General features: G+C 65.4%; 17 protein-coding genes. 13 read left to right on the top strand and 4 right to left on the bottom strand.

All coding sequences use genetic code 11. The annotated features are described in order from the left end of the window. Nucleotides 1-125 precede the first annotated feature (125 nt). The 8 genes from ACT54B_RS19905 (at nt 126) to ACT54B_RS19870 (ending at nt 9097) form a co-directional block, all read left to right on the top strand. Nucleotides 126-1262: an aminomethyl transferase family protein gene (locus ACT54B_RS19905; protein ID WP_476047502.1), complete on the top strand. Its 1137-nt coding sequence runs from the start codon at nt 126-128 to the stop codon at nt 1260-1262. An 84-nt stretch (nt 1263-1346) separates the two neighbouring features. Beyond that, complete coding sequence (locus tag ACT54B_RS19900; RefSeq protein WP_476047500.1) at nt 1347-1964, top strand: dimethylamine monooxygenase subunit DmmA family protein; 618 nt, start codon at nt 1347-1349, stop codon at nt 1962-1964. Then, nucleotides 1961-2923: a PDR/VanB family oxidoreductase gene (locus ACT54B_RS19895; RefSeq protein WP_476047498.1), complete on the top strand. Its 963-nt coding sequence runs from the start codon at nt 1961-1963 to the stop codon at nt 2921-2923. The genes ACT54B_RS19900 and ACT54B_RS19895 overlap by 4 nt, the downstream gene beginning before the upstream one ends. A gap of 10 nt (nt 2924-2933) precedes the next feature. Further along, the gene (locus ACT54B_RS19890) at nt 2934-4001 is read left to right on the top strand and encodes a heme-dependent oxidative N-demethylase family protein (RefSeq protein WP_476047496.1); all 1068 of its coding nucleotides are present in this window, start codon (nt 2934-2936) and stop codon (nt 3999-4001) included. Continuing rightward, nucleotides 4001-5008 carry a GlxA family transcriptional regulator gene (locus tag ACT54B_RS19885; RefSeq protein WP_476047494.1) on the top strand — a complete coding sequence of 336 codons (1008 nt, stop codon included), beginning with the start codon at nt 4001-4003 and terminating at the stop codon, nt 5006-5008. Before ACT54B_RS19890 ends, ACT54B_RS19885 begins: the two co-directional genes overlap by 1 nt. Before the next feature lie 165 nt (nt 5009-5173). Then, nucleotides 5174-7552, top strand: coding sequence for a DUF1989 domain-containing protein (locus ACT54B_RS19880; protein ID WP_476047492.1), 2379 nt, complete (start codon nt 5174-5176; stop codon nt 7550-7552). A gap of 12 nt (nt 7553-7564) precedes the next feature. Then, nucleotides 7565-7945 carry a group II truncated hemoglobin gene (locus ACT54B_RS19875; protein WP_476047490.1) on the top strand — a complete coding sequence of 127 codons (381 nt, stop codon included), beginning with the start codon at nt 7565-7567 and terminating at the stop codon, nt 7943-7945. A gap of 78 nt (nt 7946-8023) precedes the next feature. Beyond that, nucleotides 8024-9097, top strand: coding sequence for a GlxA family transcriptional regulator (locus ACT54B_RS19870; RefSeq protein WP_476047488.1), 1074 nt, complete (start codon nt 8024-8026; stop codon nt 9095-9097). 33 nt (nt 9098-9130) lie between these two features. Here ACT54B_RS19870 and ACT54B_RS19865 read toward each other — a convergent pair whose 3' ends face one another. Then, complete coding sequence (locus ACT54B_RS19865; protein WP_476047487.1) at nt 9131-9622, bottom strand: MarR family winged helix-turn-helix transcriptional regulator; 492 nt, start codon at nt 9620-9622, stop codon at nt 9131-9133. A gap of 74 nt (nt 9623-9696) precedes the next feature. Here ACT54B_RS19865 and ACT54B_RS19860 point away from each other — a divergent pair, with 74 nt between their 5' ends. Then, entirely contained in the window at nt 9697-10365 is a 669-nt protein-coding gene (locus tag ACT54B_RS19860) for a pyridoxamine 5'-phosphate oxidase family protein (protein ID WP_476047486.1), read from the top strand. Next, nucleotides 10362-11222: an MBL fold metallo-hydrolase gene (locus tag ACT54B_RS19855; RefSeq protein ID WP_476047484.1), complete on the top strand. Its 861-nt coding sequence runs from the start codon at nt 10362-10364 to the stop codon at nt 11220-11222. Before ACT54B_RS19860 ends, ACT54B_RS19855 begins: the two co-directional genes overlap by 4 nt. Before the next feature lie 20 nt (nt 11223-11242). Here ACT54B_RS19855 and ACT54B_RS19850 read toward each other — a convergent pair whose 3' ends face one another. Together ACT54B_RS19850 and ACT54B_RS19845 are read right to left on the bottom strand one after the other, a co-directional pair. After that, complete coding sequence (locus ACT54B_RS19850; protein WP_476047482.1) at nt 11243-11686, bottom strand: GFA family protein; 444 nt, start codon at nt 11684-11686, stop codon at nt 11243-11245. Nucleotides 11687-11688: 2 nt separating this feature from the next. Next, nucleotides 11689-12471 (bottom strand): helix-turn-helix domain-containing protein, encoded by a 783-nt coding sequence (locus tag ACT54B_RS19845; RefSeq protein WP_476047481.1) that lies wholly within the window; start codon nt 12469-12471, stop codon nt 11689-11691. A 100-nt stretch (nt 12472-12571) separates the two neighbouring features. Here ACT54B_RS19845 and ACT54B_RS19840 point away from each other — a divergent pair, with 100 nt between their 5' ends. After that, the gene (locus ACT54B_RS19840; RefSeq protein ID WP_476047480.1) at nt 12572-13666 is read left to right on the top strand and encodes an ABC transporter substrate-binding protein; all 1095 of its coding nucleotides are present in this window, start codon (nt 12572-12574) and stop codon (nt 13664-13666) included. A 57-nt stretch (nt 13667-13723) separates the two neighbouring features. Here the strand turns inward: ACT54B_RS19840 and ACT54B_RS19835 are convergent, their stop codons facing one another. Next, complete coding sequence (locus tag ACT54B_RS19835) at nt 13724-15058, bottom strand: dicarboxylate/amino acid:cation symporter (protein WP_476047478.1); 1335 nt, start codon at nt 15056-15058, stop codon at nt 13724-13726. 224 nt (nt 15059-15282) lie between these two features. Here ACT54B_RS19835 and ACT54B_RS19830 point away from each other — a divergent pair, with 224 nt between their 5' ends. Both ACT54B_RS19830 and ACT54B_RS19825 read left to right on the top strand, forming a co-directional pair. Then, a complete protein-coding gene (locus ACT54B_RS19830; RefSeq protein ID WP_476047476.1) occupies nt 15283-17124 on the top strand; it encodes a sensor histidine kinase in 1842 nt (613 codons plus the stop codon). Further along, nucleotides 17121-18485 carry a sigma-54-dependent transcriptional regulator gene (locus ACT54B_RS19825; protein WP_476047474.1) on the top strand — a complete coding sequence of 455 codons (1365 nt, stop codon included), beginning with the start codon at nt 17121-17123 and terminating at the stop codon, nt 18483-18485. The genes ACT54B_RS19830 and ACT54B_RS19825 overlap by 4 nt, the downstream gene beginning before the upstream one ends. Nucleotides 18486-18549 lie beyond the last annotated feature (64 nt).

Genomic DNA, 18549 nt, shown 5'->3' with positions numbered 1-18549 from the left:
CCGAGAGGCGGCCCCTTTTTCGGGAAAATTTCCCACTGAGAAAAAAACTTGCACTCAAGTGTTGATTTTCGTCGTCAAACCTCTCAAACTTTCCCGAACGACGAAACAAAAGGGGAGTCTCACCAATGACGAATTCCTGGCGCTTTTCGACCCTGGTCGACCGCCATCGCGCCCTCGGTTCCAATCTGGAAGACTGGTCCGGCATGGGCACCGCCTGGTCCTATGACGGCGATCCGGATGCGGAATACATGGCGATCCGCACCAAGGCCGGCCTGATGGACGTCTCCGGTCTCAAGAAGGTGCACATCACCGGACCGGCCGCCAGCCACGTGATCGAGCGGGCCACGACCCGCAACATGGAAAAGCTGATGCCGGGCAAGGCGATCTATGCCTGCATGCTCAACGACGCCGGCAAGTTCATCGACGACTGCGTGATCTACCGCTTCGGTCCGAACAGCTTCACGGTGGTGCATGGGTCCGGCCAGGGCCACGAGCAGCTGACCATGGCGGCCACCGGTCGCGACGTGTCGGTCCGCTTCGACGACAACCTGCATGACCTGTCGCTGCAGGGGCCGCTGGCCGTCGACTATCTGGAAAAGCACATTCCGGGCATTCGCAAGCTCGCCTATTTCAGCCACATGCCGGCCTCGCTGTTCGGCAAGCCGATCACCATCAGCCGTACCGGCTATACGGGGGAGCGCGGCTATGAAATCTTCTGCCGCGGCCAGGATGCCGTGATGATCTGGGACCGCATTCTGGACGAAGGCAAGGCGATGGGCATCATTCCCTGCCGCTTCACCACGCTCGACATGCTGCGCACGGAAAGCTACCTGCTGTTCTTCCCCTTCGACAATTCGGAAATGTATCCGTTCGAGAACGAGGGCCCGGGGGATACGCTCTGGGAGCTCGGCCTCGATTTCACCGTCTCGCCGGGCAAGGTGGGCTTCCGCGGCGCGGAAGAGCATTACCGCCTGAAGGGCAAGGAGCGCTTCAAGATCTGGGGCCTGAAGATGGAAGGCCCCAACGTGCCCGGCAACGGCGCGCCCGTGATGCGGGACGGCAAGCAGGTGGGCGTGGTCACCCAGGCCATGTATTCGCCGCTGAACAAGCACAATATCGCGATTGCCCGCATTCCGGTCGATTGCGCCAACAACAACACCGATCTGGTGGTCAATTGCGCCACCCATGGCGCGATCAAGGCGAAGACCCATTCGCTGCCCTTCTACGACGTGGACAAGAAGCGGCGCACGGTTCAGGACTGATCGCCTGATGTTACGAGACCGGCCCCGGCACTGCCGGGGCCTGGACCCCGCATTTGAAGGCCGCTTGCAACAGGTGTCGTGACAATGACGAAGACGGAGTTTCCCCCCTCGATCCGGAGCCGGCCGACCTATGGCGTGCTGGAACCCCGGACAGGGTCCTTTCACTTGATCGTCGCGGACGGGGAGGGCGCGGATGCCGTCGCCGACCTGTTCGCCGGGGCGCCGGATGCGCCCGCCATGCTGGCGAAAACCCATATTCTCTATACGGCCGGGCCGAACGGCACGGATGAATGGGCGAAGATCGAGGCGCTGGGTGCCGCGCAGGCGCAGAAGGCCGCCTCCGTTCCCACCCTGCTCTTCCGCCTCGCCCGGGTGCTGCAGGATGCGCAGATGGGCACGCAGATCTACCTCGCCGGCACCGAGGGCCTGATGGGCCAGGCCGAGCGGGACATCATGGCGCTCGGCTTTCCGCACGCGGATATCCAGAAGGAGCATCGCGGCTCGACGGTACGCCGCGTCCAGTGCGTGCATTGCAAGGGCGTGACTGAAAATGTCCGCACCGATCCGTTCCAATGCAGCCATTGCGGCTTGCATCTCTTCGTGCGCGATCATTATTCGCGCCGCCTTGCCGCCTTCCAGGGCGTCAATATCGATGCGGAAGACAAGGGGCTGATCCCCCCGGCAGTGGAGCGATTCAAATGAGCGGCGGGGCAAAGCTGAATGTACGGGTTGCCGAGGTGGTCAAGGTCAACGACCTGATCACGCGCTTCCGGTTCGTCGCCCGCGATGGCGGGTTGCTGCCGGCCTTTTCCGGCGGGGCGCATACGGTGGTCGAGATGGACGATCACGGCACGCGCCGTCTCAATCCCTATTCGCTGATGTCGGATCCCGAGGACCAGACCGGATACGAGATTTCGGTGCGGCGCGACGATGCGGGCCGCGGCGGCTCGCTGTTCATGCATGGCCATGTCCGGCCGGGCATGGACATGGTTCTCAGCCATCCCGTCAATCTCTTCCCGCTGGACAACCGGGCGCGCAAGCACCTGTTCGTCGCGGGTGGCATCGGCATCACGCCCTTCCTCGCCATGGCGCACCAGCTCACCCGCTTCGGCGGCCGCTTCGAGCTGCATTATGCGACGCGCAATCCGGCGCTCTGCGCCTATGGCGACAGCCTGAAGGCGGCCCATGGCGACCGGGTGCAGCTCTATTACGACGATATGGGGGAGCAGATTCCGCTGGCCGATCTCCTGTCGCGCCAGCCGCTCGGCACCCATCTCTATTGCTGCGGGCCGAAGGGCATGCTGAACTGGGTGCGGGCGACGGCCGCCTCCCGGGGATGGCCGGACCATGCGGTGCATTTCGAGGAGTTTACCGCCCCCGGAACCGGCGTTCCCTTCCGGGTGGAGCTTGCCGCATCCGGCAAGACCATCACCGTCGGGCCCACCCAGTCGCTGCTGGAAGCCATGGAAGCGGCCGGCGTCGATGCGCCTTACCTCTGCCGGGGCGGGGCCTGCGGGCAGTGCGAGACCGATGTGATCCGTTGCGACGGCAAGATCGACCACCGCGACCACTGGCTGACGTCGGAAGATATGGCCGCCGGAAAGAAGATCATGCCCTGCGTCAGCCGCTGCGAAGGCGGCACGCTGGTGATTGACCGATAGGAGAGACCCCATGAGCCTCGATGTCGAATATGCCTTTGACGAGTTCTTCCGCGACGAGACCTTCACGGACGATTTCACCTACCGCAACTCGCCCGCCGGCATCCGGCGCTTTCCCTTCCCCTTCGACCGGGACGACTACATGTATTCGGTCAACATGGAGCCGCATGTGCCGGGCCGGAAGGGATCGGTCTTCGAGAAGACCTTCGATGTGGACGAGCATTATGTCAGCGAGATGCGCGACCGGGCCCGGGTGCTCGCCAAGGATCCGCTGCGCTGCCAGTCGCTGCCGCACATGACGCTGGCCGGCTGGGACCTGCTCGAGCTGATCATGGAATCCAAGGCGCGCGACTATCCGCAGTGGTTCAGCCTGGAAAAGAACGGCAATCGCTGGCGCTGGATCAATCGCCCGATGGGGATCGACCACAGCTTCACCTTCCTCGACGAGACGACGCTGCCTTACGGGCCGATGGAATATATCACCCGCCAGACGCAGGGCGATTTCACCCTGCAGGACGAGCGGGAAGGCACGCTCTGGGTCGATGCCGGCATGGTCACGACCCAGGCGGACTGGTCGCTCGATTTCGATATCGGCATGAATTTCCATGAGTGGCACGCCCCCGTGCCGCTTGCCCACGAGAAGGGCATTTTCGACCGGGCGCTGAAGTTCCTGCTGAAATTGCAGCATGGGGCGCCGGTTCGCCGGTTCAACTGGACCATGACCGTCAATCCGCTTCTCGATACGGCGCCGGAAACCTATCCGGAATGGGGCTACATGCGCACCCTGCTCAACCAGGAGAACATGGGGCACATGATGCATCTGCGCGTCGAGCTGCAGGCGCTGTTCCGCCTGCCCCGTTCCAATGCCATCGCCTTTTCGATCCGCGCCTATCTCGGCAAGTTCGAGGAACTGGTGACGGTGCCGAAATGGGGCCGGCGTCTGCACCGGGTGGTGCGCGACATCCATCCGGATCTCGCCGCCTACAAGGGCTTCCTGCGCAACCGGGATGCCATGGCCGAATGGCTTTCGAAATATGATGACGGGGCGCCGACCTCGCCGGGATGGTGGCCGGAGGATTGATGCACGCCGAAAAGCCGCTCAGTCTCGGGTTCCTGATGTTCCCGGGTTTCCCGATGGCCTGCCTCACCTCGGCCATCGAACCCCTGCGGGCGGCGAATGAAATTGCCGGACGGCGGGCCTTCGTCTGGCGGCTGGTGTCGGAAACGGCGGAAACGGTGCGCTGCTCGGCGGAGCTCGGCTTCGAGCCGGACATGACGCTGCAGGATGCCGATGGCATCGACCATCTCTATCTCATCTCGCCGCCGACGGCGACATTTGCCGATCCGCGCCGGGGGCTGGCCCGCCTGCGCTGGCTCGATCGCATCGGCGTCACGCTCGGGGCCTTCTCGGGCGGCATTTTTCCGCTCGCCCGGTCCGGCCTGATGGATGGCCGTTCCTGCTCCGTGCACTGGTGCTACGAGGCGGCCTTCAAGACCGAATTTCCCGAGGTTACCGCCTCGCAATCCGTGATCGTGCGCGAGCGGCGACGCATTACCGTGTCGGGGGCGGGCGCCGTCTTCGACCTGATGCTGAAGCTGATCGAGGAGCGCCTCGGCCGTGACTGCATGACCGAGGTGGCCTGCTGGTTCCAGCATCCCTTCGTGCGCGATGCGGATGTATCGCAAAAGGTGCCCGTGGCGCGGCTGGGGGCGACGGAAGACAGTCTGACGCCGAAGATCCGCGAGGCGATCCGCCTCTTCGAAACCCATATCGAAGACCCCTTGCGCATTCCCGACATCGCCCGCGCGGTGGGCCTTTCCGGACGCCATTTCGACCGCCAGTTCAAGCAGGAAACCGGCCAGAGCCCCTTGCGCTATTACCACCGCATCCGCCTCGCCAAGGCCAGGCAGCGGGTGCTCTATACGCAGGACCCGATCTCGGAAATTGCCGCTTCGGTCGGTTATCCGACGCTCAGCCGCATGGTCCGCCACTATCAGGAAGCCTTCGGGGTCAGCCCCAAGGTGGAGCGCGGGCTGACCCAGGCGCTCCGCAACGGACTCGGGCCTAAACTCGACGCAGCCGAGTAGAATTTCGCCATTTTCCGGTGCTTTTTCGCCCTCCGGTACCTGATTTCCGTCAATCCAGTACTTCTTTGTCTTTTGCCGCTTGTCTCGCCATGGCAAGATGGTATTTAATCTGAATGAACAAGTTTTACCCGTGATAAACACTGCACAGGCTGAACGAGGCAAAGCATGGTCGCTTTTTCCTATCCCGATGTGATCGCCGGCCCGCCCCGGGCTTCCCGGATCCTGCAACCGCGCGGCTTTTCCCGTCATCATGGCGAGGAACGGCATGCGGTGGCCGGCGGCGGCGCGTCGCTGCTTCAGGTGAAGACCGGCGACCGGTTGACAGTTGTCAACGACGAGGGTGGCCAGCCCGTGGAGATCGTTGCCGCCGACCGTGACGGGCGCATCGATGCCATCGTGCTGGGCGAGGCGGCGAATGGTTCGGCCGGCGGCCTCAAGGCCATGCTGGCGCTCGGCGAGGCGGCGGGCGAGGGCCTGGGCCGCCTGCGGCGCGGACTGGAGGCGCGCGGCATCGATCTGGCCCGGGCGGGCGCCATCCATCTCTTTGGCACGGATACGCCCCCCGGCACGTCCGCAAGCTTCACCGCCATGGACGATGGCTGGGTGGTGGTGGCCGCCCCCGGCCTTCCGATGACGCCGGATGCGCAGGATACGGCCACCCCGGTGACGGTCCTCCTGAAGCGCGCCGCCCCGCGCATGATCGGCCAGTACGATCTTCCCGATCCGCTTGCCGATCCGCTCCTCGATCTCCGGGTCAAGTCCGCGACGGCGGAGAGCTATTTCGTCAAGGCGGGCGACTATATCCAGATCCTCGACGTGGACGGTCGCCAGTGCACGGATTTCCAGTGCTTCGACGCCCGCAAGCTCGACCGGGGCATCCAGCACGCGCTCGACGTCACCACCAGCCGCACCTTCATGGGCCATGCCTATTCCATGCCCGGCCTGCATTCGAAATATTACGATCAGGACTGGGTGCCGCTCGTCGAGGTGGTGCAGGATACGGTCGGTCGGCACGATGCCTTCGCCATGGCCTGCGCCTCGAAATATTACGACGATATCGGCTATCCCGGCCATGCCAACTGCTCGGACAACTTCAACCATGCGCTGAAGGGCAGGGGGGTCGATCCGCGGCCCGGCTGGATGGCGGTCAACCTGTTCTTCAACACCAATATCGATGCCCATGGCGTGCTGATCAGCGACGAGCCCTGGAGCCGGCCGGGCGACTATGTGCTGTTCCGGGCGCTCACCGATATCGTCTGCGTCAACTCCGCCTGCCCCGACGATACCTCGCCCGCCAATGGCTGGTATCTCAGCGATATCCATGTCCGGACCTATTCCGGCCAGGAAAAATTCTCCCGCTCGATCGCCTATCGTCCTACGCCTGCCTCGGAGCCGAAAATGACCAAGGAAACCGCTTTCCACGACCGCATCTCCGAGAAAACCCGCCATCAGGTGGAATATAAGGGCTACTGGCTGCCGCAGGTCTATTCGTCCAACGGCGCGATCGAGGAATATTGGGCCTGCCGCGAAAAGGCGGTCGTGCTTGACCTCTCGCCGCTGCGCAAGTTCGAGGTGACCGGTCCGGATGCGGAAGCACTGATGCAGTGGGTGCTGACCCGCGACGTCAAGAAGCTGTCGCAGGGCCAGGTGGTCTATTCCGCCATGTGCTACGAGCATGGCGGCATGATCGACGACGGCACGCTGTTCCGGCTGGGCCGTGACCAGTTCCGCTGGATCGGCGGCGACGATTACGGCGGCATCTGGATCCGCGAACAGGCGGAAAAGCTGGGCCTCAAGGTCATGGTGCGTTCGTCCACCGACCAGCTGCACAATCTGGCGGTGCAGGGTCCGAATTCGCGCGAGATCATGAAGCGCACCATCTGGACCGCGCCGCATCAGCCCTCCATCGAGGAGCTGGGCTGGTTCCGCTTCACGGTTGGTCGCATCGGCGGACCGAACGGCGCGCCGGTCGTCGTCTCCCGCACGGGCTATACGGGCGAACTGGGCTTCGAGATCTTTTGCCACCCGAAGGACGGTTCGCAGGTCTATGACGCGGTCTGGGAGCATGGCGCGGATCTCGGCCTGCGGCCCATGGGTCTCGCCGCGCTCGACATGGTGCGCATCGAGGCCGGGCTGATCTTCGCGGGCTATGACTTCTCCGACCAGACCGATCCCTTCGAGGCCGGCATCGGCTTTACCGTGCCGCTCAAGACCAAGACCGACGATTTCATCGGCCGCGACGCGCTGATCCGCCGCAAGGAGCATCCGTCCCGCAAGTTCGTCGGTCTGGAGATCGACGCCAATGTGGATGTCGGCCATGGCGATTGCCTGCATGTGGGTCGGGCACAGGTGGGCGAGGTGACGTCTTCCACCCGCTCGCCGCTGCTCGGCAAGAACATTGCGCTCGCACGGGTGGATGTCGCCCATGCGGAGCCGGGCACGGCGCTGGAAGTGGGCAAGCTCGATGGCCAGCAGAAGCGGCTGCCGGCGCGCATCGTGCCGCTTTCCCATTACGATCCGAAGAAAACCCGTCCGCAGAGCTGAAGGACCAGGGCCATGCAGCCGATGATCGACCAGATTGGCGGAGAGCTGAAGCTTCAGGAGCTGGTGAACCATTTCTACGATCTGATCGAGACCATCCCGCAGGGTCGCGCGATCATGGAAATGCACCTGAAGGGGCATGGGCTCAACCATGTGCGCCCGGCGCAATTCGCTTTCCTGTGCGGCTTCCTCGGCGGCCGCCGCTACTATCACGAGCAGCACGGCCACATGAATCTGCGGGAAATCCACGCCCATGTGGAGATCCGGCGGGAGGATGCGGAAGACTGGCTCGCCGTGATGGGGCAGGCCATGACCGACACGGGCATTCGCCCGGAACAGAGCCAGCCGATCATGGCGGCACTGACCCGGGCGGCGTTCAGCCTCGTCAACGCTTGACGGCAATGACCGCCCGGTCCGGGCGGGTAGCGACTGATTCCGATTGAGAACATCACCTGTAACGAGATGAGTTCCGCCATGAATATTGCTACTCTCAGACATCTGGAACCCGGTCTGCAATCGGCCAAGGTCACCCTGCTGGAAAGGGGTGGCGCGCTTGGCCGGGAGCTGGCGCCCGAAACGGACAGCGTCTCCGTCGCCTTCCTGCTCGTGCCGGGCTTCTGCCTGTTCTCCGTGACCGCCGCCATCGAAGCCTTCGGCACGGCCAACCGTCTGGCGCATCGGCAGGTCTATCGCTGGCGTTTCGTCTCCGTGCAGGAACGGCATGTGGAATCCGATTCCGGCATCCGCCTCGAATGCGGTACGGATATCGATCTCGAGCTGCATGGCCTGCGCACCGCCGAGCGCACGGACATCCTCTTCCTGACCTCGGACCGGCCGCAGAGCCAGATCCTGATGGCCAAGGTGAAGCGCTATCTCCAGGGCCTTTCGAAGGCGGGCGCGCGGCTGGTCGGCACCGGCCGGGGCACGCTGCTGCTGGCCGAAGCCGGCCTGCTGGACGGAGAGCGCTGTGCCGTGCACTGGCAGCATCTGCCGGAATTCGATTCCCGCTATCCCAAGGTGAACGTCGATTGCCATCTCTATGAAATGGGCGAGCGGGTGATTACCTGCGCCGGCCTGACCGCCTCGCTCGATCTGGTCATGAATCTGGTGCGGGTCGAACTGGGCGCGGACATCGCCTCCCAGCTTTGCAACCATCATGTGGTCGAACAGGTGCGGCCCTCCCGGCACCGGCAGCGCCGTCCGGATATTTCCTCGATCGAGATCAACAATCCCCGGATTGCCACAGCAATCGCGATCATGAAGAAGAACCTCGCGCCGCCGCTGCCGCTGGTGCAGCTCGCCCGGCGCATGGGCATGTCGCGCCGGCAGGTGGAACGGCTGTTCGAACTGGAGGGCCAGCAGGCGCCCGCCCGCTTCTATCTCTATGTCCGGCTGGAAAAGGCCCAGCAGCTCCTGCAGAAAACCGACATGCCCATCGTCGATATCGGCCGGGAATGCGGTTTCATCTCGGCCTCTCACTTTTCCAAGTGCTATCGCAAGCGCTTCGGCCATTCGCCCAAGCGCGAGCGGGAAAACGACGCGGACTGAAAACCGCCCGCCTCAAGGGAAAGGGCCAGCCAGTCAGGCCTTGTCCCCGCCACCATTCAGCCCGGCGGCCACCGCCACCAGCCAGGTGCGGATATCCGTACCGCCGAGGGCCGCCGCCTGCGCGTTGAGAAAGTCCTCGACCGGGTCGGAGCGCTCGCGCGCCTGTTTCAGCAATGCCTTGCCCTCTTCGGTGATCGCGAGGCGGAAGATGCGCCTGTGCTCGGGATCGACCGTCTTGACGATCAGTCCGCGGGCATCCAGCCGCTGCACCACCTCATGCGCGCTCTGGGGCGTGAGCATGGAAAGCCGTGCCAGCTTGGCGCTCGAAAGGGTCTGATAGGCGTTGATCATGGTCAGGGCGGAATATTGGGCAAGGCTCAGCCCCAGATCCGACAAGGCCCGATCCACCGCCTGTTGCGCCGCCGTGCTCGCCTGGCGAAGCAGATAGAGAAGATAGCCCTCCATCCCCCGCCGGCCCTCGCCGATTTCCGGCAGATTCGTCTCATCCGTGCGTGACATCGTCATAACTCGCCTTGACTCCAGTATCAGGGACCTGATATTAAAGGAAACAGAATTCCCCCACCCATAACAGGTCGAACATGAGCCCGCATCCAGCATCTCCGCCTTCTGCCCGTACCCGTGTGAAGCGCTTCCACGAGCGGGGCGCCTATGAGCGCGAAACGGTCCTGTCGATCCTCGATGCGGGCCTGAACTGCCATGTGGCTTTCCTGCACGAGGGGCAGCCCTTCGTGCTGCCGACCCTTTACTGGCACGACCGGGACAACCTCTATTTTCACGGGTCCACGGCCAGCCGCATGATCAAGGCCGCAGCCGACCAGCCGCTCTGCGTGAATGTCACGCTGATGGATGCGCTGGTGCTGACCCGCTCGGCCTTCCACCATTCCGCCAATTACCGGTCGGTGACGCTGTTCGGAAAAGGCCGGATGATCGCCGATCCGGAAGAATGCCGGGACCAGCTCCGGCTGATGATGGAACGGCTCTTTCCCGGCCGGTGGGACAAGCTGCGGCCTGTGACGGCGCAGGAGCTGAAAGCGACGCGGGTGATCGCGGTGCCGCTTGACGAAGCCTCCGCGAAGATCCGCATCGGCCCGCCGGACGAGGACGAGGAAGACCTGACCTGGCCGGTCTGGGGCGGCCTCATCCCGATCCGGACGGGCTTCGACAGTCCGGTTCCGGATGAAACGGCGATCCGATACGGCATCGGCGATCCGCCGGCCTGCGCCATCGTGCCCGGTGCGGTCTCGTGAGCGGGGCAGAACTGGTCATCCTCGGTTCCGGCGGTCCCATGCACGGCGACCGCCGGGGCAGCGCGGCTTATCTGGTGCGACTTGAGGGTCATCCGCCGCTCGTGATCGACATGGGCGGCGATACCCCCCATGCACTTGCCCGTGCCGGCCTTCGTCCGGGCACGGTGGGCACGCTGCTGATTTCCCATCTGCACCCGGACCATGTCTCGGGCCTTCCGAATTTCCTCTGGGGCGAGATGACCGCCGGCCGCACCGCGCCGCTGACGGTGATCGGGCCACCGGCGGGGGAGGGTTTTCCCGACATGCGCACCTTCTGGGAGCGGCTCTTCGGGGCAAGCGGCGCCTTTCCCTTCCTGTCGGAACTGGTCACCCGGCCTCCGTTCCCGATTGCCGTCACGCTCGCCCGGGGGCGGCGCATGCCGCTCGGTCCGGACGAGCGGACCTCGCTTTCGGTCTATCCCGTCCATCACGGGCGCGCACCCACCCAGGCCTTCCGCATCGACGGGCCGGGGCATTCTGTCGTTCTTGCCGGAGATCAGGTGATGCGCGATCCGGCCTTCGTGAATTTTGCGCGCGGCGCGGACCTGATGGTCGCCCACCTCATCGCCAATGGCCGCTGTGCGGGAACGCCGCTTGCCAATGTGGTGGCCCTGCCTGCCGATATCGGCCGGACGGCCCAGCAGGCCGATGTGCGCCACCTCGTGCTCTCCCACCTCATGGAAGGGCCGGCGGGGGAGGGCGATGCGGCGCTCTGGTCGCTGGCCGCGCTCGAGGAGGCCTTGTCCGAGATTCGCACGGAATTCCCCGGCCCGACCAGCCTCGCGGAGGATCTCGCCCGCTATCGGATCGGCGGATAAACGCGGCCCGTGCGAGAACCCTATTCCTCTTCGCCGCGCCCATGGCAGACGAGACCGCTCGGCGCGGGCTCCCAGTCGGCCCGCTCGCAAAGAAAGATCGCGCTTGTGGGCTGGAAGAGCGCCGGCTCGTTCAGCGTGCCCGCATAGAGAAGGGTGATCCCCTCCGCCGCCGCAGGCCGGGAGCCGAGCGTCGTGCCGCAGGCCGGGCAGAAGAAGCGGGCAATATCCGCGCCGGAACCGCCGCTTTTGACGAAGTGCGCCGGCTCCCCCGTGACAACGAGTTCGTCGGACGGCAGGCCGAAATAGGGCAGCCGACCGGCGCCGGAAACCTTCCGGCAATCGCGGCAATAGCAGAAGCCGCTGAAGAACGGCGTCGCCGGCGAACGGTAGGTCACCCGTCCGCACAGGCAGCCGCCCGCGATGGTCCTTCCCTGCGAGCGGGAGGCGGGCCTTGAGGGTTCCATGGTCAGTCCTCCCCGTTTTCCGCTTGGGCGGCCAGCGCCTGCAGCATCGTCTGCCAGCCCCGCGCGAAGCAATTGCGGTTTTCGCGGCTGACCGGGCCGATGGCCTGGTGGGTGAGCACGGTGGTGGTGGCGTCTCCCTCGGCCAGAAGCGCCAGTTGCCAGACGCCCGTCACCGGCCCGGGCAGGCCCATGGCGCCCTTCAGTACCAGCCTTTGCGGCGGGTGGAACTGTTCGACCATACCCCAGAGGGTCCCCGCCGATTCAAGGCCCGTATCGGCGGCCGGTACCACGGCAAGGCGACCACCAAGCCGTGGCTCGAAGGCGAGCCTTTCGTCGTCCTCCCAGCATTTCGGCCACCAGTCGCCAAGGCGCATCAGGGCGTCCCAGGTCCGTTGGGGTGGGCAGGCGATGCGGTGTTCGGCACGGATATCGATGCTGAGTGCGCTCAAGGTCTTTTCCTCCTCTTCGGCATGGGCGGCAAGGCCGACAAGCACCGAGGCGGCTTCGGCCGAGAAGGGCTCGATCCAGCGGTGCCAGGCCGCAAACAGCGGCACCGGGTTCAGGTGGTTGAGACGCTCCCGCCCCCGCCGCTCGAAGGTGATGAGCCCCACCGCGTGCAGCACCTCAAGGTGCCCCATGATCGTGTAACGGCTGGTGGGGAAATGGCCGACCAGTGCCCCTGTCGTCTGCGGCCCCCCGCGCAGGAGGTCCAGCAGCTGCCGGCGCGTCGGATCGCCAAGGGCGCGCCAGATCGGTTCGTTTTCCTGGATGACTTGTCTTCCCATGTGTGGTTAATTACCAACATATTGACGCCTGTCAAGCCCGCGAGCCGGTCGTCCGGCTGCGGCCTGCCTTCCCTTACGACCAAAACCGATGGAGACCCCGATGCCCACATCCGTCCGCCCGAAGAGCTATCCCGTCCTCCTCATCGGCGCGCTCGCCCCGCTCTCCCGGCCGGGCTGGGTGGAGGCGGGGACGCAGCTCATGGCCGGTCTTAGGCACGCCGCCGCCGACATCAACGAGGCGGGCGGCATTGACGGCCTGCCGATCCGCCTGGTGGAACGGGATACCGCTGCCGATCCGGCGCGGGCGGAGGCGATTGTCGAAACGCTGGCGGGGCTCGGCGTCTCCGGCATCGTCGGGGAATATCACAGCGTGGTCGCCCGGGCGGCAGCCATCCGCGCGGAGGCGCTGGGCCTGCCCTTCCTCTGTGCCTCTGCGGTTCTGGACGGGTTGGTGGACAAGCCCTCGCGCTGGGTCGCCCGCCTCTCTCCGCCGCAATCCACCGGCTGGCGCCATTATGCGGATGTTCTCGCCAGCCGGAACCACCGCCACATCGCGGTGGCCTTCCAGCCGAGCCTGTATTGGCGGAGCGGCATCGACATTCTCCGGATGTGTTTCGGCGCGATCGGCGGCTCTGTCGAGGCGTATGATCTGGGCGCCATGGATCCCGATGCGCTTTCGGAAAAGCTGGAGGCGGGCGACGCGACGGCCCTGCTGGTTCTCGCCGGTCATCCCGATCCGTCCCTTGCCGTCGTGCGGGCCGTCCGGCGCAACAGCCGCCTTGACGGGCTGTTGATCGGCACGCCGGCCGGGCAGGCGGAATTTGCCGTGTGGCCGGAACTGCTCGGCGATCAGGCCACGGGCATTCCTTTCCTGCGCTATCTGCCGGCGGCGCTGAGCGACCGGGGGCAGGCGGTGGCCGCAGCGATCACGGAGACCCTGGGCGCGCCGGCGTCCTTCATCGCGCTGGAGGGTTACGACAGCCTGCTGGCGCTCGCAGAGGCCCTGCGGCTTGCCGGAGGGGAACGGTCCGCCATACCGGAGGTCTGGTCGCGCATCCACATCGGGGGCACGCGCGGGCCGCTGCATTTCCGGCAGGACGGCGGTTCGATGCTCTGGCAATGGCCGGCGGCGCCGGTGCAGGTCGCGGAGCGCGAACCGGGCAACCCGGCCTCGTTCCGAGTCCTGTATCCCTGACGAAAAAGGGGCGCCGGTCTGCGCGGCGCCCCTGCTCTGCGGTGATGGACGGATAGGCTATTCTGCGGGCTGCAGGGCGGGAATGTCTTCCAGCGCGCCGGAGGCCTCGCCGTTCAGGGCCGCCGTCAGGCGGGCGGTGTCAAGCTCGCCCTCCCAGCGGGCCACCACGATGGTCGCGACCGCATTGCCGATGAAATTGGTGATCGCGCGGCATTCCGACATGAAGCGGTCGATGCCGAGGATCAGCGCCATGCCGGCTACCGGCACGGACGGCACGACGGAGAGCGTCGCCGCAAGCGTGATGAAGCCCGCGCCGGTAATGCCTGCGGCCCCCTTGGAGCTCAGCATCGCCACCAGCAGCAGCAGGATCTGGTCGCCGATCGAGAGCGGAATGTCGAGCGCCTGTGCGATGAACAGGGCCGCCAGCGTCATGTAGATATTCGTGCCGTCCAGATTGAAGGAATAGCCGGTCGGGATCACCAGACCGACGACCGAGCGCTTGCAGCCGGCCTGCTCCATCTTCTGCATCAGGCCCGGCAGGGCCGCTTCCGAGGAAGACGTGCCGAGCACCAGCAGCAGCTCTTCCTTGATGTAGCGGATCAGCGCGATGATGGAAAAGCCGTTATAGCGGGCAACCGCCCCCAGCACCACGAAGATGAAGAGGAAGGCGGTGAGATAGAAGGTGCCGATCAGGAAGGCGAGATTGGCGACCGAACCGATGCCATATTTGCCGATGGTAAAGGCCATGGCCCCGAAGGCGCCGATGGGCGCAGCCTTCATCAGGATGGCAACGAGCCGGAACACCGGAACCGTCAGCGCCTGCAGGAAATCGACGACCGGCTTGCCCTTGTCCCCGACCATGCCGAGCGCGATGCCGAACAGCACCGAGAAGAACAGCACCTGCAGGATATCCCCCTCGGCGAAGGCGCCGACGATGGTCTGCGGGATGATGTTCATCAGGAAGCCGGTGATGGTGGTGTCATGCGCCTTGGAGGCATAGGTTTCCACCGCTGCCGCGTCGAGCGAGGCGGGCGCAATATGCATGCCGGCACCCGGCTGCACCACATTGGCCACGATCATGCCGACCACCAGCGCCAGCGTCGAGAAGGTGAGGAAATAGAGCATGGCCTTGCCCGCCACGCGCCCGACCTTCTTCAGGTCGGCCATGCCGGCAATGCCGGTCGCGACCGTGAGGAAGATGACCGGGGCAATGATCATCTTGACGAGCTTGATGAAGGCATCGCCGAACGGCTTCAGCGAGGCGCCGAAAGCCGGATAGAAATGGCCGACCAGCATGCCGGCGGCAATGGCGACGAGAACCTGAAAATAGAGATGGCGGTAGAAGGGCTTGCTTTCGCCCGCCTGGGGCGCGGCGGCATAGGGCATGGACATGGGCTTCCTCCGGTTTGCACCTCAACCGGCATGGCCGGCTCTTCCCGAGGTGACGTGCTGCATTGCCCTTCTCTTTGCAACGCGCGTGCCAGTGTCGGAGGGTTGGATTAAGGTGTTGAAAAACAACGCTTAAAATTTCCGGCCCGCGAACGGATCGAGCCATTTGTGCGAAATACCGCACAAAATCCGTTGCGCAGTGTGCAATTTAATGCTCAACTATCCGCATGGATCAGGCACGCGAAGAGGATCCCCAATCGGGCTTTGCCCGCCGGGCGCGGCGGCAATGGCTGGTCTTTGCCGGTCTCTTCCTGCTGCTGGGTGTCGGTGCGCTCTATGGCGCGGGGCTCTATGGCCGCTCGGTGGCGCTTGCCGGCCTGAAGCAGCAGGGCGAAACCGATGCCCGCCTGAAGGTCGCGCTCTTGCAGGCGGTTCTGGAACGTCCCCGGGCGCTGCCCCTCTTGCTCTCCCGGGACCGGGACCTGTCCGATGCCCTTCTCGATGCCGATCCCGCAGGGCGCGCCGCGCTCGACCGCAAGCTGGAGGACCTGGTATCCGGCACCGGCGCGGCGGTGATCTATGTGATCGACAAGAGGGGCGTGGCCATCTCAGCCAGCAATTTCCGCGAACCGACGAGCTTCGTCGGCAAGGATTATTCCTTCCGGCCCTATTTCTCCCGGGCGATGAAGGAGGGGCGGGCGGAGCATTTCGCCCTCGGCTCCGTCAGCAAGCGGCCGGGTCTCTATATTTCCCAGCGGATCGGCCCGGCCGACCAGCCCCTCGGCGTCGTGGTGGTGAAAATGGAGTTCGATGCGCTGGAAAGGGCCTGGCAGGAGGCGGATCGTCCGGCCTATGTGGCCGATGCCAATCATGTCGTGCTGATCACGAGCATTCCGTCCTGGCGCTTCATGACCACCGAAACGCTGCCCGCCGCAGCCCTTTCCGCGATCCGCGACAGCCTGCAATTCGGCGAGGCACCGCTGGCCCGGCTGCCGATCACAGGCGGGGAGGGCAGCGACTTGCTCGACGTGCTGCTGCCGGGCGGCAAGGCGGACCGGTTCCTGCGCGTCAGCCTGCCGGTCGCCTCGACGCCATGGACGTTCGACTATCTCCTGCCGACCGGCAAGGTGCTGGCCGCCGCCACCCGCGAGGCGCGGCTGGCCGTGCTGCTCGCCCTCGGCCTTGTCGCGCTTCTGGCGGCCGCCTGGCTGCGGCGCGTGCAGGCGGGGGCTGCCCGGATCGCCCGGGAGCAGGCTGCCCGCGAGGAGCTGGAACGGCGCGTCACCGAGCGCACGCGCGACCTCAGCGAGGCTCGCGACCGGCTGGAAGCGGCTCTTGCCGAGCAGAAGGCGACGGAAATCCGCCTTCAGGCGGTGCAGCAGGATCTCGTCCAGGCGAACCGGCTTTCCATTCTGGGTCAGGTCGCGGCGGGGGTCGCCCATGAGATCAACCAGCCGCTCGCCACCATCCGCGCCTATGCGGATAATGCCCGGACCTTCCTCGAACGCCAGAAGATGGAAAAGGCGCAGGAAAATCTCGACCATATTTCCGGCCTGACCGAACGCATCGCCACCATCACCGAGGATCTGAAGGCGCTGGCCCGCAAGGGGCGCACCGGTGAGGAGCCGGTCCTCGTCCGCGATGCGGTCGCGGGGGCGGCGCTGCTGCTGCGCAGCCGTTTCACCGGGCGGCTGGACCGGCTCGTGATCGTCGCCGAGCCCGAGCCGCTTCGGGTCCATGCCAACCGGCTGCGGCTGGAACAGGTACTGATCAATCTCTTCCAGAATGCGCTGGAAGCGGTGGACGGTCGCGCCGACGGGCGGGTCGAGGTGCGGACGGACGGAACAGGGGACAGGGTCGTCATCGAAGTCCGCGACAACGGACCCGGCCTTCCCGCGTCCATTGCCGACCATCTCTTCGAGCCCTTCAACACCTCCAAGGAAAAGGGTCTCGGTCTCGGCCTCGTCATCGCCAAGGACATCGTCTCCGATTATGGCGGGACGCTGGAGGTGGAAAGCGGCAGCGGCGGTGCGGTTTTCCGGGTCTTTCTGAGGAGGGTCAGCGAATGACCGTGCCCGTTCTTCTGGTGGATGACGACCGGCAGCTGCTCCACGCCACCGCGCAGACGCTGGAGCTTGCCGATTTCGACGTGACGGCGCTCGGCACGGCAAGCGAGGCGCTTGGCCTGCTGGCCGCCGATTTTCCGGGGGTCGTGGTGTCGGATATCCGCATGCCCGGTCTGGACGGCCTTCAGCTTTTCGGGCGCATCCGCGCGCTCGATCCGGATATTCCCGTCATTCTCGTTACCGGCCATGGCGATATCGATACGGCGGTGAAGGCGATCCAGGACGGGGTTTATGATTTCATCGCCAAGCCCTTCCCGTCGGAACGGCTGATCCAGTGCGTGCGCCGGGCTGCGGAAAAGCGCCGGCTGGTGCTGGAGAACCGGCGCCTGCGGGAGGCGGCGCGCGCGGCAGAGGAGGATTTCCCGCTGATCGGCCAGACGCCGGTCATGAACCGGCTCCGCCAGACCCTCCGCCAGATCGCCGATACGGATGTGGATGTGCTCGTTACCGGCGAGACCGGCAGCGGCAAGGAAGTGGTGGCCCGGCTGCTGCATGGCTGGAGCCGGCGGGCGCGGGGCAATTTCGTGGCGCTGAACTGCGGTGCGCTGCCCGAGCAGGTGATCGACAGCGAGCTTTTCGGCCATGAGGCCGGCGCCTTCACCGGCGCCCAGAAACGGCGCATCGGCCGCATCGAGCATTCGAGCGGCGGCACGCTGTTCCTCGACGAGCTGGAAAGCATGCCCGCCTCCACCCAGATCCAGATGCTGCGCGTGCTAGAAATGCGGGAGGTGACGCCGCTCGGCACCAACGAGGTGCGGCCCGTCGACCTCCGCATCGTCGCGGCGGCCAAGGTGGATCTTTCCGATCCCGCCCAGCGCCAGGGGTTCCGGGAAGACCTCTATTATCGCCTCAACGTGGTGTCGCTGACCATTCCGCCCTTGCGCAAGAGGCGGGACGACATACCGCTGCTCTACAGCTATTTTGCCGATCGGGCGGCGCGGCGCTTCGGCCGCCCGGCGCCGCCGCTCGATGGCCCCCTGCTGTCCTGGCTCGGCCGGCATGACTGGCCGGGAAATGTGCGCGAGCTTGCCCATTTCGCCGAACGTCTGGTGCTCGGGCTGGATTTGCCGCGCGACGCCGGCAGGACGGGCGGGGGAACCACGCCCGTCGCGGGCTCCCTTCCGGAGCGGATGCAGCAGATCGAGGCGGAGATGATTCGGGAAACGCTCTCGGCCTGTGGCGGCAATGTGCAGGAGACCATCGCCGCGCTCGGCATTCCCCGCAAAACCTTCTACGACAAGCTGCAGCGCTACGGCATCACCCGCAGGGATTTTGCCGATCCGGCGGGCGAGGGGAGCGGCTGAGGCGACTTTTCGATCCGCCCGGCGCCGGCGAATTCCCGGGATAGCGTCCCGGCCGCGGCCATCG

It is taken from the genome of Gellertiella sp. DMC107 (assembly GCF_056313605.1).
This window is presented reverse-complemented; position numbering and strand designations above follow the sequence as displayed.

Bases quoted from the DNA above. Each gene is read 5' to 3' on its own strand.
- ACT54B_RS19905 (WP_476047502.1), top strand. From the start codon at position 126: ATGACGAATTCCTGGCGCTTTTCGACCCTGGTCGACCGCCATCGCGCC.
- ACT54B_RS19900 (WP_476047500.1), top strand. From the start codon at position 1,347: ATGACGAAGACGGAGTTTCCCCCCTCGATCCGGAGCCGGCCGACCTAT.
- ACT54B_RS19895 (WP_476047498.1), top strand. From the start codon at position 1,961: ATGAGCGGCGGGGCAAAGCTGAATGTACGGGTTGCCGAGGTGGTCAAG.
- ACT54B_RS19890 (WP_476047496.1), top strand. From the start codon at position 2,934: ATGAGCCTCGATGTCGAATATGCCTTTGACGAGTTCTTCCGCGACGAG.
- ACT54B_RS19885 (WP_476047494.1), top strand. From the start codon at position 4,001: ATGCACGCCGAAAAGCCGCTCAGTCTCGGGTTCCTGATGTTCCCGGGT.
- ACT54B_RS19880 (WP_476047492.1), top strand. From the start codon at position 5,174: ATGGTCGCTTTTTCCTATCCCGATGTGATCGCCGGCCCGCCCCGGGCT.
- ACT54B_RS19875 (WP_476047490.1), top strand. From the start codon at position 7,565: ATGCAGCCGATGATCGACCAGATTGGCGGAGAGCTGAAGCTTCAGGAG.
- ACT54B_RS19870 (WP_476047488.1), top strand. From the start codon at position 8,024: ATGAATATTGCTACTCTCAGACATCTGGAACCCGGTCTGCAATCGGCC.
- ACT54B_RS19865 (WP_476047487.1), bottom strand. From the start codon at position 9,622: ATGACGATGTCACGCACGGATGAGACGAATCTGCCGGAAATCGGCGAG.
- ACT54B_RS19860 (WP_476047486.1), top strand. From the start codon at position 9,697: ATGAGCCCGCATCCAGCATCTCCGCCTTCTGCCCGTACCCGTGTGAAG.
- ACT54B_RS19850 (WP_476047482.1), bottom strand. From the start codon at position 11,686: ATGGAACCCTCAAGGCCCGCCTCCCGCTCGCAGGGAAGGACCATCGCG.
- ACT54B_RS19845 (WP_476047481.1), bottom strand. From the start codon at position 12,471: ATGGGAAGACAAGTCATCCAGGAAAACGAACCGATCTGGCGCGCCCTT.
- ACT54B_RS19840 (WP_476047480.1), top strand. From the start codon at position 12,572: ATGCCCACATCCGTCCGCCCGAAGAGCTATCCCGTCCTCCTCATCGGC.
- ACT54B_RS19835 (WP_476047478.1), bottom strand. From the start codon at position 15,058: ATGTCCATGCCCTATGCCGCCGCGCCCCAGGCGGGCGAAAGCAAGCCC.
- ACT54B_RS19830 (WP_476047476.1), top strand. From the start codon at position 15,283: ATGGATCAGGCACGCGAAGAGGATCCCCAATCGGGCTTTGCCCGCCGG.
- ACT54B_RS19825 (WP_476047474.1), top strand. From the start codon at position 17,121: ATGACCGTGCCCGTTCTTCTGGTGGATGACGACCGGCAGCTGCTCCAC.